The sequence below is a fragment of the Candidatus Chlorohelix allophototropha genome, from assembly GCF_030389965.1.
Lineage (GTDB): Bacteria > Chloroflexota > Chloroflexia > Chloroheliales > Chloroheliaceae > Chlorohelix > Chlorohelix allophototropha.
Genome location: NZ_CP128399.1, coordinates 1,891,900 through 1,905,609, shown reverse-complemented (window position 1 = coordinate 1,905,609; position 13,710 = coordinate 1,891,900). Strand labels below are relative to the sequence as shown.

Here is a 13,710-nt window from a genome sequence, read left to right as displayed (position 1 = left end):
CCAAAACTTCTGTGACTAAAAACAGATTATAGCATTTTTGCAAGAGGTCGTTACGAAGGGTTAAGCGGAAACTGAGCTTGTCGTGGATATTTCCCTTCAGGATGTTTGCCGCATACACTTTAGGTAGATGGTAATCGGTACTACTACTTTTGACGGTATATAAATTTTGTGATAACGTCATCTTCTCAAACTAATCAGGCTTACCCATAACAAATATGATAGAGGGGATATTTCATATACGCCATTCACGCCTGCATAGCGTATCTTTTCTTGTTAATTTTAATGCTGATAATGCTGCTTAAAGGTATCTTTGCGCTTGCGACAAATACTACCCCTCCCAAAACTGTTCAAAACCGGGTAGGTTTTTAGAACAGTTGGAGCTATCATCGCCTTGAACCAAATTATATACAAGTTGTGGTAGGATAGAATTTAGAAATATAGAAACCGTTTATACCGTAATTTATGAGCTGAATATATACTACAGGAGAATTAACAATGTTCGGGTTCTTCAAGAAAAAAGAAAAAGATGAGAAGGGTACAAATGAATTAGAGTGGGGTGGTGCGCTTAACAAACGTAAGTTGAGCGCATCACAAGCCGCCAAAGAAGAAGAAGAGCAACGACAGATAGATTTGAATAGTAAAGAGCGGCGAGATATGTATTGCCGCCCCGGCGTAGAGCGTATTTTCAATGATGTGGATGGCAGGCATATTGCGCTGCGTACAGAGGATAATACCGGGCAAACTTCCAGTGAGGTACATCCTCCGGTAAATATCGCTGCCTATTGGGGTACTCGCCAGATTGCGGGAGGCAAAGCTAGACTGATAGACAGTCAGTTACACTTATATCATTATGATACGCTACCGGGTTACGAGGAACGGGGTGTAGGACTTGAAATTTTAAGGGAGGCTGAACTCATTGCACGTAATAAGGGTTTGAAAGCAATCAGCGTGTCACTCCCTAAAAACGATAACTCAGAATGGAACGAAAGCTTCTTTACCACAAACGGCTTTATTAAAAACGGTGAGGGTTTTGTTAAGTCTCTTTAGGGCTAAATTATGAAGTTATTGGCTATAACGCGCGATCTTATGTTTATGAGTAAATTAAAAACCTCGCTCCAACATCTTCCCTCTGAAAATGGCGAAACCTGGAGCGGGGTTTTCGCCCGTAATGACGCTGACTTTCGGGCTTGGGTGAGCAAAGACCACTTTGAACTCGCCTTGGTTGATACGCAAGCAAACCAATTCGAATGGGAAAGCTTGATTAAGGAAGCGCGCCAAGCCGGAATTCCGGTACTGGCATTTGGTTCGCATATACAACCTGAGGCGCTTTTAAAAGCGCGCCAAGCCGGGGCATATAAAGCGGTAGCCAACAGCGCAATTGTGCAACGTTTCGCCGAATTGATTGCAGCGCGTCATAATCCCGCCACAAATATAGCAACGGAGGGCTTTGAAGTCGAAGAATAGTATTAATGCTCTGTAATCACCCTTTATTCCGGTGTCACCCTCTCTTTAAGTCAGTAGGCTATTATAAAAATGGAACATGATTTTTTGTTAATTTAGCCGGTAAAGGTAACAATGGAACCAAAAAAATTTGCGTTCGTAATGGAGCAAACCCTCGGTAATGCGGTACATGCCTCGAACCTGAAAAATGCTTATCGCAATGAAACCGGAGTAAAGATAGAATGGCTTGATGTAAACTATCCGCCAACATCACGCTTGGAACAGCTTCCCGTGCTGCGAAACTGGACTATACGTGCAGGTCTAAAAGCGCGTAGAGCTATATCAAAACTAAATTATAAGCCTGATCTTTTCTTCTTCCATACCGCTACCCTTACTGTTTTCTCAATTGATAAAACAAAAGGGGTTCCCACGATTATTTCTCTTGATGCGACACCCAAAAACCTTGACTCCGTTGGGCAAGCCTACAACCACAAGCAAGGCAATCGCTTGAGCGAAGAAATGAAATTGGCAATGCACCGACGTTCCTATCGCGCCGCTAAAGCATTGGTCACATGGTCGCATTGGGTCAAAAAATCGTTGGTTGAAGATTACGGTATTGCCCCGGATAAAGTTGAAGTTATACGACCCGGCACTAACCTCCAACTTTGGCAATTAAGCGACCAAGAATGGCAAACACGGCGGGTTAAAAGCAATACTGACCCGGTGCGTATCCTGTTTGTAGGAGGCGATTTCGAGCGGAAAGGTGGAAAGCTCTTGCTGCAAACTTACCGTGAGATAATAAAAAGCAAGGGACTGAAAGCTGAATTACATTTGGTTACAAAAGCCGATATCCCGAATGAACCGGAACTTGGGTTATTCGTGCATCATGGTATCGCTGCAAACAGCCCAGAAATGCAGAAACTTTACAAACAAGCAGATATATTTGCGCTACCTACCGAAGGCGATTGTCTCCCGGTAGTTATAGGCGAGGCGTTAGCTTCTGCCCTACCCGTAATCTCTACCCGCGTGGGTGCAATTGATGAGGCAGTATTGGAAGGGCAGAACGGCTTTTTGATTAAACCGCGGGATGGTGCAGCGCTTTCAAGGGCGTTAATTACTTTACTGGAAAGCCCGAATTTGCGCCTACAAATGGGCGAACGCAGCCTAGCGTTGGCTAAAACCGATCATGACGCTCTCCAAAATAGCCGCAAATTGTTAGAGTTATGCGAAGTCATAGCCAATTCCAAATCACTTCTCACCGTATAAATAAAAAAACCACCTCTCCATTTCAGAGAGGTGGTTTCTAAAATTCTTTTTCTAATTTACCCCTAAACCTATTGCGGTAAAAAGCATCCCATATACATACATAGTTGTGCCGGTGGTGTTATACCAAATTGCTTTACCCTTCGGGTCGTTTAGGAATTTACGCTGAAGTGGGAATTGTCCTACCAATAGTATTGCTACAATTCCGGCGTTGACCCACTTTCCAGTCATAACAAGCAGCGTGATAACAGCAACTTGAGAAATGTTCATAATAACAATCGCAATCCAAGCGGCAGCACGTGGACCATGTTGCACCGGAATAGTTTTGATACCCATTTGAGTATCGCCCTTGATGCTTTTGAAATCGTTAATGGTCATAATACCGTGCGCGCCAAGGCTATAGAACATTGCCGCAGCCAACCCCAATGAGGTAATAGAAGACCAACCACCCGCGCCGTTTGATCCAAAGGTAGTAGAACCTGCTAACCAAGGTAAGCCTTCATAACTTAAGGCTACCAGCGCGTTACCGATCCAACCGTTGCGTTTTGCGCGGATAGGGTGAATACTGTAGCTAAGAGCTAGGATAAAACCCAAAGCAGTCAGTATCATAACAGGGGTACCCAAATACATTGGAATTGCTACGCCGAGAATAGAAAGCACCAGCGTTTCTACCAGCACATGCCCGCCGCCTACTTTGCCGGATGGAATCAACCGCTGTGGCTCGTTTATCGCGTCCACTTCACGATCAAACCAATCGTTTAGCACTTGCGACAAACCGCACAGAACTGGACCGGAAAGAAGAATACCCAAAACTAATTTGAAGATATTCTCAGCTTTACCCCAATCCATGCTGACACCCACTGCACCGCAAAGAAAAGCCCACATTGGCGCAAACCATGTTACCGGCTTCATAATCCCAATGCTGTAGCCCAATCTAGTTTTAAAGCTGACGGTACTCGGAGCCAAATCACCCGTTGTTCTGATTCTGGCTCTGTATCCTTGCCGGTTATCGGGATTGAGCGACATTTTTTCCTTCTTTCATTGCTTACGTCCGGTGGATGGTACAATGCTGAAGCATGTGGTTATAAAAATACAATTTAATTGATTCAAGCAGAAACGAAACTGCATAGCAGTAGTTTACACTACCCTCATATTGTCTCAACTTTGAATACCATGATGAATTCGAATCTTAACCTTAACTTTCTTGCCTTTTTTTCAAGGTTTGTTTATAATACGCATAAGATTTCGGCTGTTTATCGTAAAAAAAATAACGAACAACCTAATTTTTGTCGGGCACCAGCCATAGCTTGTTTAGCTTATGCTTGTTGTATTTGAGTGTGGAACTTTTTGCTACTACTAATCTCTTTTTAAGACTCCACATTTCAGATTGTTTCAAGTAATACATGTTATTGCTGTTAAAAATGAGAGGACTCCAGCCAAAAACAGAGTTCTTAATTTAGTGTTGCCCTCCTCTCTTAAGAAATTAGCCGGAAAGGGATAGCTATGGTAGCTGAGGAACTGGCACGTGCTTTAGCCGAGGCAAAGCCTATTTTTCGAAAGAAATGGGCTTCGCTGATTGACCAACGAGGGTATGGGTTTGAAGTAGCCAAGTTTGACGCAGATGTTCGTAAGAGGCACATGTCTCTTTGGGAACAGCTAATTCGTGCGCTAAGAACAGCCCGCTACGACGAATACCTTGTTATTCTTGAAAAAGAAGGTAGGCTGCAAGCTCGCGCTTCCACCCGTATTGAGGCAGTTGTAGGGCAGATGTCCACAATGATGAACATGATGTGGGACATTATCAGTAACACCCACATGGTTGAGCAAAACCCCGGATTGTTAAAACCCATAACCGAAAGATTCAATATTCTACGTTCTCGCGCTGAAGGCGCAATTCTCAATGGGTTTATTGATGAAAATCGGATTATCCAAGATGAACTGGCTGCGGAAAGCGCCGAGTCGCGGCGTTTGCGCCTCGAACGTAGCAGTTTGCAAGAACTGGTTAAAAGTGTGCATGCCTTCCGGTTGGTACGCTACTCCGAAAACCAGAAAATTTTCCAGCCCGGTGATAACCGCGCAATCCTTTATTTTGTAATGATGGGACGAGTTCGGTTGTATGAAATCCTGCCAGACGGACGGGCTATCACCCTATCAATTTTGAGCTTGAATGACGTTTTTGCACAATCCAGCAACCAGAATAGCTATTTCCACGATGTATATGCTGAAGCAATGAGCGACTCGATTGTGGCATGCATTCAAGAGAGTGCGTTGGATACGTTGATGGAACAATCGCCTACTCTCGCCAGCAGAATAATCTACAGTTTTTCGCAACAGCTTTCCCAAAGCCAAATCTTGATTGAAGGTTTGCTCGGCAGGGATGTAAGCCTGAGGTTAGTAAATATTCTTCTTAAATTAGCTACTGAGTTTGGGGTGGAGAATCAGAATTCGGTTGTAATCGAGCTTGGGTTAACCCATCAAGAGCTTGCCGATATGATCGGTAGCAACCGCGTTACCGTTACACGCAAATTGCTTGAGCTTCAGCGCAAGAAACTTATCAACGTCCAAAACCGTACAATCCAGATTTTGGATAGACGCGCTTTACAGGAACTTGTCGCTTAGCAACACGCTTAAAAGTTAAAGTTATCTTCAAGAAGGGTTATAAGCGCCCTTCTTTTTTTCATTAGAGCAATAGTTGTCGTACCGAGGGTTTGATCACTTAACTTTACCAACTGAGTATTCAGCTTTTCTTCGCTTCTTTTTCTCTCCCTTACAACTTATCAGTTAATAACCAAAGGCAAGCTTCCCGGCGGCTTTTAAGGCAGGCTGTGAACCTGCCATTTGTTTTGCCAGAATTTCGCGTGCTCGAAACAGCCTGATTTTTACGTTTGAGATCGATAGGAGGGTAGCTTTGGAAATTTCCTCATACGAGAAATCGTACCAATAGCGCAAGATTAACACCATGCGGTACTTGCCGGGCAATTTTTTCAATTGTTCGCGCACTTCGTCTCTTTCTTCGCCCGATACCACCATATCTTCCGGGTCAGGGTCTAGGCTTGCCTTCCATGAAATTATTTCTTCAAGGTCGGAAACCGGACGCTTTCGCCGAATTAAGTCTATGGAATAGTGCGCCGCAATCGAAAGAATCCAAGTTGAGAATTTTCGATCAAGATTATAAGTGTGGAGTTGTTGGTACACCCGCAGGAAAACTTCCTGAGTTGCATCTTCCGCTTCTTGCTGGTTACGCAACATTCGCCGACACAAATTATAGACGCTCACCTGATAACGGTTTATCAGTTGCGCCATAGCATTACTATCACCCTGTAAGATTAATCGTACCAACTCATTATCATTTAAATCTATATTCGTTTCGTTTAAATCTGGGAAATCTATTGATATATTTGTATCTACTGTATCCATAATAGCCTCTATTTATTCTATGATTACTTGCGCTTTAAAATTTATCTATTTAACTGAATCTCTATTTATATAATACTCTGCAAAGATTAGGTTTTTATTGGAAAGAAGTTAATTAATTCTTAAATGTGTGAAATCAAACAAGGAGCTTAATGCCCCTTGTCTGAAGTATGGTTACTTTTTATTGAAGGAACCTAAAAGAGTAGAACTACCTAACGCTCGTAGGAATTACGACGCTTCCCGCCAGAATAAGCCGCATCACGGTCGCGAAACCCTTCGTTGCGAGTGCCTTGCTCTGAACGAGGCTGCGCCCCATTTTCAAAACTGCCACTGCGGTTAGGTCGTCTGGCATTACGGTCAAATTGCCCTTGTGGTTGGCTATTTTCGCGGCGTGGCCTGTCGTTTCTGGCTGGCTGCCATGAATTATTTTCGCGGCGTGGATACTCCCTTGGCGCAAATTTCGAGTCATCGTAGCTGCTAATTTCGTTAACCGGAACAGCATTAAAGGCTTGAATCGATTCTGGAGTAGCACGGGGACCATCCCAGCGGCTACGAGTGAAATCAACTCCGGCTCTGCGCATCGCACCTTCGATCTCACGCCATTTATCACGGTCTTCGCCGGTCAAAAAGGTGATAGCAGTACCACTTTCACCATTGCGACCAGTACGACCTGCCCGGTGTGTAAATAATTCGGGGCTTTCCGGCAAATCATAGTTTATAACATGACTTACGCCTTTAACATCAAGACCACGTGCCCCTACGTTGGTAGCCACCATTATGCGGATTTTTTTCATTCGGAAGTCGGACATTACGCGGTCACGAGCATTCTGGCTCAAATCGCCCTGAAGCCCTGCCGCAGAATACCCCGCATGTTGCAAACGGGCAGCAAGTTTGTGAACTCCATGTCTGGTACGCGCAAATACGAGCATAGAATGTGAAGGGTAGGTATCGAGCAAATGGCACAACGCCACCGGTTTATCCATTACCTTCATATCATAGATCAAATGCTCAATATCGGGACCAGTTGCTTCACCGGGCGGAATTAAAATGGATTCGTGGTCACTGCGCATGTGCGTTAAGGCAGTTTTCATCACCCATTCCGGCAAAGTAGCCGAGAATAAAGCGGTCTGACGTTTTCCCGGCACACCCGTACAACTGGCAATTGCTTCGATATCCTGAGTGAAACCTCGATCCAGCATTTCATCGGCTTCATCGAGAATCAGCATACGGACGTTGCCAAGCTTCAAAGTGCCACGATTTAAATGATCTCGTAAGCGTCCGGGTGTTCCCACTACAACCTGATATCCGCCAGTTTGCAACCCGCGGATTTGTCCTTCCATACCAACGCCACCATAAATTGAGGTAACTCTGGCACTGTTTCCGGCAAGACCTTTGAAAACATGGGTTACCTGTACTGCCAGTTCTCTGGTTGGCACAATAATGAGCGCTTGCAATTCTCTTGATTTGGTCTGAATTCTAGCAAGCAAGGGTAGTGCAAAAGCGGCGGTCTTTCCACTTCCAGTCATAGACTGTGCCATCAAATCCTGACCGGTCATCAGTATTGGGATAGCTTTGGATTGAATTTCAGTAGGGTGATGAAACCCCATCTTAAGCAACCCTTCTTTCAAATAGGAAGGAAATCCAAATTGGGCAAAGGTTGCTACTTTGGTTTCCGTATGGGTTATTTCTTCGGTAATTAAATTGTTCGTACTCAAAGGTATGGTTAGCCTTCCTAAAAAATCTCTCCCCGGCATACAGCCAGAACGAGTCATATTTATTATTGATAAAAGATGAACATAAAAATTAGCCTGGGGAAAGCTTCAAAAAGAAGGAAAACAAGACACGTTGGATAAGTGCCGATTGCTGAAGAAGTTCCCTGAGGTACGTAACTTCATTGACGCAACCTCTTATCACAGCCATATATTTGTTCTTAATAAGTATAACACACTTTTTGTACTAATGCTCAGGCATCGCAAATTAGCACTGGCTAATGGTAAAGATTAATCAATATTACCCTAAAAGTTTATCTTTGGTGTTCAATTAAGGATGTTAAACTCTAATATTTTCTTTGATTCTTCACAAACTGCGTATAATGAATAAAGGGTTTTTAGTTTATTTTTTAATGTAGCATTAGTGTGGAAGAGAGAAATATCTTTTGCTAAAGGTTAACGAACAGGTTAATACTATTACAAAAACCGCCCGCATAGATATAGTCGAGCGGCGCAAACGTGCGGCACGGTGGAGTGTTGTCTCAAATAGCGCGCTTATAGTCTCCAAACTGGCAGTTGGTCTATCAATTGGTTCAATCAGCGTTATTTCAGAGGCAATTCATAGCAGCGTGGATTTAATAGCCGCCATTATTGCGCTTATAGCAGTCAGGATTGCGGCACGTCCTGCTGATAAAAGCCATCCCTTTGGTCACGGCAAAATCGAAAATCTGAGCGGCGCAATTGAATCGTTGCTGATCTTTGCCGGCGCTGGGGTAATCATTATGGAAGCGGTGGATAAATTCGGCGCAGCCCCGGTGATAGAGCAACCTTTGTTAGGAGCCGCCATTATGGGCGCTTCTGCGTTGGTCAACTTCTTGGTATCGAAGTACCTCAAGAAAGTAGCTAAAGAAACCGACTCAATCGCCTTGCTGGCAGATGCTGCACACCTTCATGCCGATGTTATAACCTGTGTTGGAGTGCTGGTGGGCTTGTCGTTAGTCTGGATAACAGGCTGGAACTGGCTTGACCCGGTGGTTGCTTTGCTGGTCGCCATGTTGATAATCAAAGCAGGCTGGGAAATTTTGCTGCATTCCATTTCAGGTTTGGTAGATTCTAGCTTGCCAGACGAGGAAAACAGGGTAATTAGCCAGAGAATCGAGCATTACAAGGAGTGGTATGTAAATTACCATATGTTACGTACTCGCCAATCGGGACCTGATCGCCACATTGACTTTCATCTGGTTGTACCAGATGAAATGACCGCACTGGAAGCACATCGTCTCTGCAATTGGCTCGAAGAAGATATTCACAATTCGGTCAACAGTATAACAGTGCAAATCCACATTGAGCCGCAAAGCATTTGCACCGAATCAGAAGGAATCTATCTTTGCAGTTCCAGTAAATAAATTCCGTTTCCACATTGTGCTATGGGTTGAGCAAGAGTCTTGATTTAGACTCTTGCTCTTTTATATGCCTTAACCAGCAGATATGTTGCAAGAATGCTTTTAGTACGTAACTCTTTGCACCCATTGGGTATTCGAGAAATGTCCGTGAGGGTACTACACCTAACTTGGCAACTAATCAGCGACGCACAAACAGATGGCAAAATTATTAGTTGAGACTTGGAAGAAATATGGATTTACTTGAAATCATGGGCTTGCTGGTTTTGCTGGCAACCTTGATAGTTTCCTTAATCATAGTGCTAACCTCTGTCAGTTATCACTGGTAATAATTGATAAAAATCGGATTTACTCAATTAGCCTTAATTGCGCCACCTTTCTATATCATACGTGATGAAATCAATTCCAGAATTTTATATAATTCAAGCGGCTATATTGTCTATCCCGGATATAAGGAGGAGCGTTTCTTGATTGATATTCTTATTGTGGGCAGTGGTGGTAGAGAACACGCCCTTGGCTGGAAATTGAGACAATCGCCAGAAGCGCGCCATTTGATATTTGCGCCGGGTAATGGTGGCACTGCCCGCCTTGCCAATAGCGAAAATGTCGCAGTGGGTATCGAAGATATTGAAGGTCTAATCAAACTGGCGCAAGAAAAAAAACCCGGATTGATAGTTGTAGGTCCAGAAGCGCCCTTGGCGGCAGGGTTGGCTGATAGACTAAGGGCAGAAGGGTTTGATGTATTCGGTCCGGGAGCACAGGGCGCGCAGATTGAAGCCAGCAAAGCTTGGGCTAAATCTTTTATGTCGTGGTACGGTATTCCAACGGCAGCCCGTCACACTTTTGATAATTTGAACGATGCTATAAATTACCTATACTCAGAACCGGGTCCCTATGTGCTAAAAGCAGACGGATTGGCGGCGGGTAAAGGTGTTCTGGTAACAGAGGATCGCAATGAAGCAATTCAATTTGCCACACAGGTGATGCTAGAACGCATCTTTGGAGAGAGCGGCGCAGTATTGCTGGTCGAAGAATATATGCAAGGACCAGAAGTCTCGGTACTAGCATTATGCGATACCAAAAGCGGCTTTATATTTCCACTACCGGGCGCATGCGATTATAAGCGTATTGGGGATGGTGACGCCGGAGCTAATACCGGAGGGATGGGCGTATATGCCCCTACTCGTTTGATGGGTAGCAAGATGGTAGCGCAAGTACTTCGCGAAATCCTGATGCCTGCTTTGCATGGTTTCCAGCAGCAGGGCATTGATTACCGAGGCATCCTTTACGCCGGATTGATGCTTACCGATGCAGGTCCAAAAGTGGTCGAATTTAACTGCCGTTTTGGAGACCCTGAAACACAAGCGCTTTTACCTTTACTCGAATCGGATTTGCTAGAATATCTACTACTAACCGCACAGGGACGACTAACCGAAGCTTCTAGCCTCAGGTACAGCAATAAATATTCTGTGGGAGTGGTATTGGTAGCTGAAGGCTATCCCGGCACTTACCAAAAGGGCATCCCAATTACCGGGGCAGACCTTCATTTCGATGGGGTAGAGCTATTTCATGCCGGAACTGCGCTAAACCCAGATGGGCAACTCGTGACAAATGGTGGCAGGGTTTTTAACATAATTTCAACGGAGAGCAGTATTTCACTAGCCCGTAAGAAAGTGTATAATGCCATTAATGCTGGTTTGGGCGCATTTGTGGGGATGCAATATCGGCACGACATCGCTCAGAGGGAAGAGGAGTAATACAAAGTTGTTAGCTTTTCCATGCTGATTCAAAAAGGCGAGAAAAACTTACAATTAATAGCTTTAAATATGGGGGTGTAAGTAGTGGCAAAGAGCAACTCGAGACGTGTTTTGCAAATTAATAATGCCATTATTAGAGATTCTCTGGATGATAAGCCGCGCGATGAGTGCGGCGTTTTTGGTATTGTAGCTCCAAAACGACAAATAGCGCGCTTGATACACTTTGGGCTTTACGCCCTTCAGCATCGCGGTCAGGAAAGCGCCGGAATCGCAGTTTGGGACGGTAAAGACTTAGGGCTACGCAAAAGTATGGGTTTGGTCAGCGAAGTGTTCGATGATCGCATCCTCAGCCAGTTGCAGGGTTATATGGGTGTAGGGCATGTGCGCTACTCCACCACAGGCAGCAGCAACCTCGCTAATGCAGGACCTTTCGAAGCACATGACCCGGTATTGGGCTATGTGGTGGTAGCACATAACGGCAATGTGGTAAACGCTTCCGAGTTGCGTGAAGAATTGTTAAACGCCGGAGTAAAATTAGGGGGAACCACCGACACCGAAGTTATCACTCATATATTGGCGTTAGCGCCCGGCGCAAATTGGCACGAAAAGCTATATAACGGAGCTAAACGTCTGAGAGGCGCTTTTAGCCTTGCAGTAATGACCCAACACCACGTTTATGCCATACGTGATCCTTTTGGCATTCGTCCCCTCAGTGTCGGGCAGCTAAATGATGGTGGCGGTTGGATTGTATGCAGTGAAACCTGCGCACTTGACACGGTAGATGCCAGTTACGAGTTTGATGTTGAACCGGGCGAAATCCTTGAATTGTCCGAAAGTGGGGCTAAAACTATCTCCCGGTTGCCGCGTTGGGAAGCGCCAGAACATCAAGCCGCCCTTTGTGCCACCGAACTATTTTATATTGCGCGTCCGGACAGTAATATTTCGGGGCGTAACGTTTATATGGTACGGGAAGAATTGGGTCGTTGGCTGGCGCGAGAACATTCTGTCGAAGCTGATTTGGTGATTGGCGTACCCGATAGCGGTATTCCTGCCGCCGCCGGTTATGCACAGGAAAGCGGTTTACCATACCGTGAAGGGATTATTAAAAACCGCTATATCGGGCGTACTTTCATACAACCCGACCCTCAAATGCGCCGTCGTAGTGTACAACTAAAGCTGAATCCCCTTCGCCCAATCCTTGAAGGTAAACGAGTAGTAGTAGTAGATGACTCAATTGTACGAGGAAATACCACCAGAGGCATTGTCAGTATGCTTCGTACCATCGGTGGGGCACGCGAAGTTCATCTGCGAATCAGCGCTCCCCCAATTCTCCACCCATGTGTATTGGGAATTGATACTGGTACTTATGAAGAACTGATTGCCAACCGCCTTACTGTCGAGCAAATCCGGCAGCATGTGGATGCCGATTCACTGGGCTTTCTTTCCGCTGATAATTTTGTAACTGCTTCAGGCATCAACAAAAACCGCTTGTGCCTCGCATGCTTTAATGGACATTATCCGATTGACTTTAAGTATGTACCGGGCGGTGCAAAGCTGGCAATGGAAAGCCTATAAGCTATTTATTTTGCGAATAACAGCGAAATAAGGTTCGGTCTAAAATTTAGAAAGTTGTGTAGAAATGGATGTAGAAACGCGGCGATTACTTGTTGATGGTGCGCGTCTTGTACTGAACGGTAAACAGGTAGAAGCGCGCGAACTTCTCATGCAATATCTTGACAAGGACGAACTTAGCGAGGAAGGCTGGCTCTGGATGAGCGGAGCGGTAGACTCACCAGAGGATATAGAAACCGCGCTAGATAATTGCCTGACAATCAACCCTGATAACTTACGTGCGATTCAAGGCAAACAATGGCTTCATGAATATCGCAAACGATTGATGCTTGAAAAACAGGTAAGTGGTGCGCGTACTAGAATAAGGCTGGGAGATGAGTAAGTTGCCCGTTAAAGCTGTTATTTTCGATTTATGGGGTACTCTCATCTACAATGAGCCGCGCACAACCAACTTCCACGAACTAATTGAAATGGTGGGTGTCCCACCAGAAATATTATGGAACAGTTGGAGAAGTTATACCGATGCTGCTTTACGCGGTCAAATAAGATCAGGCCTGGAACGCGCGCAACTTACTTTGAAAGAGTTGGCACTCCCGGCTGAAAAAATTGAACAGATCGCCCCGGTGCTGGCTAAGTTCGAACAGCAGAGTCGGGCGAGTCAGGTGCATTTCTACCCCGGTGTTGAACAAATGCTGGATGATTTGAAAAATACCGGATATATAATCGGGCTAATCAGCAATTGTAGTTACCTTACCCCCTCTATTGTTAACGAAATGGGTATTCGGAAGAAAACAGATTTGACAATCCTGAGTTGCGAGGTTGGTCTGGTAAAACCCGAAGTGGAAATTTACCTTCAAGCTGCAACTCGATTAAAAGTTAATGCTTCAGAATGTCTCTTTGTTGGTGACGGAGGGGACAATGAAATGATAGGGGCAAAGCTGGCAGGCTTTATTACCGCTTTAGTAGAGCAAGAACGAGGTCACGCCTATCGTTACCCTGAAAAGGACTATGTTGTAGATTATCGGTTACCAACTATAACTGCGGTACTGGATTACCTTAAGTTTGCCTCTTTTGATTAGTATAGGTAAGCCACAATTGACAGACTTAGAACCTCCTTATATAATTCCACACCGCTAACCTATTGTTTCCTCAAAC

Annotated in this window: 12 protein-coding genes; 9 read left to right on the top strand and 3 right to left on the bottom strand. The window is 44.8% G+C overall.

Going from position 1 to position 13,710, the window contains the following annotated elements:
- Nucleotides 1-495: 495 nt before the first annotated feature.
- The 3 genes from OZ401_RS08430 (at nt 496) to OZ401_RS08420 (ending at nt 2,706) form a co-directional block, all read left to right on the top strand.
- Complete coding sequence (locus OZ401_RS08430; protein ID WP_341467788.1) at nt 496-1,047, top strand: hypothetical protein; 552 nt, start codon at nt 496-498, stop codon at nt 1,045-1,047.
- A gap of 45 nt (nt 1,048-1,092) precedes the next feature.
- Entirely contained in the window at nt 1,093-1,464 is a 372-nt protein-coding gene (locus OZ401_RS08425) for a beta/alpha barrel domain-containing protein (RefSeq protein ID WP_341467787.1), read from the top strand.
- A gap of 111 nt (nt 1,465-1,575) precedes the next feature.
- The gene (locus tag OZ401_RS08420; RefSeq protein ID WP_341467786.1) at nt 1,576-2,706 is read left to right on the top strand and encodes a glycosyltransferase family 4 protein; all 1,131 of its coding nucleotides are present in this window, start codon (nt 1,576-1,578) and stop codon (nt 2,704-2,706) included.
- 51 nt (nt 2,707-2,757) lie between these two features.
- On the opposite strand, the gene chlG is transcribed toward OZ401_RS08420, so the two are convergent.
- A complete protein-coding gene (gene chlG / locus OZ401_RS08415) occupies nt 2,758-3,729 on the bottom strand; it encodes a chlorophyll synthase ChlG (protein WP_341467785.1) in 972 nt (323 codons plus the stop codon).
- Between the two features lie 477 nt (nt 3,730-4,206).
- Here chlG and OZ401_RS08410 point away from each other — a divergent pair, with 477 nt between their 5' ends.
- The gene (locus OZ401_RS08410; RefSeq protein ID WP_341467784.1) at nt 4,207-5,322 is read left to right on the top strand and encodes a Crp/Fnr family transcriptional regulator; all 1,116 of its coding nucleotides are present in this window, start codon (nt 4,207-4,209) and stop codon (nt 5,320-5,322) included.
- Between the two features lie 162 nt (nt 5,323-5,484).
- Here the strand turns inward: OZ401_RS08410 and OZ401_RS08405 are convergent, their stop codons facing one another.
- Both OZ401_RS08405 and OZ401_RS08400 read right to left on the bottom strand, forming a co-directional pair.
- Entirely contained in the window at nt 5,485-6,120 is a 636-nt protein-coding gene (locus OZ401_RS08405) for a sigma-70 family RNA polymerase sigma factor (RefSeq protein ID WP_341467783.1), read from the bottom strand.
- A 209-nt stretch (nt 6,121-6,329) separates the two neighbouring features.
- The gene (locus tag OZ401_RS08400) at nt 6,330-7,832 is read right to left on the bottom strand and encodes a DEAD/DEAH box helicase (RefSeq protein WP_341467782.1); all 1,503 of its coding nucleotides are present in this window, start codon (nt 7,830-7,832) and stop codon (nt 6,330-6,332) included.
- A 440-nt stretch (nt 7,833-8,272) separates the two neighbouring features.
- On the opposite strand from OZ401_RS08400, the gene OZ401_RS08395 reads away from it, so the two are divergent.
- From OZ401_RS08395 to OZ401_RS08375, 5 genes are all read left to right on the top strand, one after another.
- Nucleotides 8,273-9,232 carry a cation diffusion facilitator family transporter gene (locus tag OZ401_RS08395; protein WP_341467781.1) on the top strand — a complete coding sequence of 320 codons (960 nt, stop codon included), beginning with the start codon at nt 8,273-8,275 and terminating at the stop codon, nt 9,230-9,232.
- A 461-nt stretch (nt 9,233-9,693) separates the two neighbouring features.
- On the top strand, nt 9,694-10,983 hold the full coding sequence (purD, locus tag OZ401_RS08390; protein WP_341467780.1) for a phosphoribosylamine--glycine ligase: 1,290 nt from the start codon (nt 9,694-9,696) through the stop codon (nt 10,981-10,983).
- 84 nt (nt 10,984-11,067) lie between these two features.
- Nucleotides 11,068-12,558, top strand: a complete 1,491-nt coding sequence (purF, locus tag OZ401_RS08385) for an amidophosphoribosyltransferase (RefSeq protein ID WP_341467779.1) — start codon at nt 11,068-11,070, stop codon at nt 12,556-12,558.
- Nucleotides 12,559-12,622: 64 nt separating this feature from the next.
- Nucleotides 12,623-12,937: a hypothetical protein gene (locus tag OZ401_RS08380; RefSeq protein WP_341467778.1), complete on the top strand. Its 315-nt coding sequence runs from the start codon at nt 12,623-12,625 to the stop codon at nt 12,935-12,937.
- Nucleotides 12,930-13,634, top strand: coding sequence for an HAD family hydrolase (locus tag OZ401_RS08375; RefSeq protein WP_341467777.1), 705 nt, complete (start codon nt 12,930-12,932; stop codon nt 13,632-13,634). The genes OZ401_RS08380 and OZ401_RS08375 overlap by 8 nt, the downstream gene beginning before the upstream one ends.
- The last annotated feature ends 76 nt before the right edge of the window (nt 13,635-13,710 follow it).